At 45.7% G+C, this 595-nt stretch carries 1 rRNA gene; it reads right to left on the bottom strand.

Annotated features, from left to right (window positions below):
- A 16S ribosomal RNA gene (locus tag HMPREF2876_RS03865) occupies positions 1–394 on the bottom strand; the annotation flags it as partial.
- Positions 395–595: the final 201 nt, after the last annotated feature.

Here is a 595-nt window from a genome sequence, read left to right as displayed (position 1 = left end):
CCCCCATTGCCGAAGATTCCCTACTGCTGCCTCCCGTAGGAGTCTGGGCCGTGTCTCAGTCCCAGTGTGGCCGATCACCCTCTCAGGTCGGCTATGTATCGTTGCCTAGGTAGGCCATTACCCTACCTACTAGCTAATACAACGCAGGTCCATCTACTAGCGATGCAATTGCATCTTTCAAGCATCTAACATGTGTTACATACTGTTATGCGGTATTAGCTATCGTTTCCAATAGTTATCCCCCTCTAATAGGTAGGTTACCTACGCGTTACTCACCCGTTCGCAACTCACAGTCTATGGTGTAGCAAGCTACGGTATAAACTGTGCGTCCTACTTGCATGTATTAGGCACGCCGCCAGCGTTCGTCCTGAGCCAGGATCAAACTCTCATATAAAGTTTGAGCTCTCACTCATTTCTGTCACTGACAGATTTATTGTTTCTTCTTAATGTTTGACGGACTGTCTTCTTAAACAGTCGCCTGCACATTGGTTCGTCTTGTTCAGTTTTCAAAGGTCTTTGTCGCCCCTCAAGCGACAACTATCTTAGTATATCATCTCCTTCTCTTCTTGTCAATACCTTTTTTCATCTTTTTTTA

The sequence above is a fragment of the Streptococcus sp. HMSC073A12 genome (assembly GCF_001812815.1).
GTDB lineage: Bacteria > Bacillota > Bacilli > Lactobacillales > Streptococcaceae > Streptococcus > Streptococcus vaginalis.
This window is presented reverse-complemented; position numbering and strand designations above follow the sequence as displayed.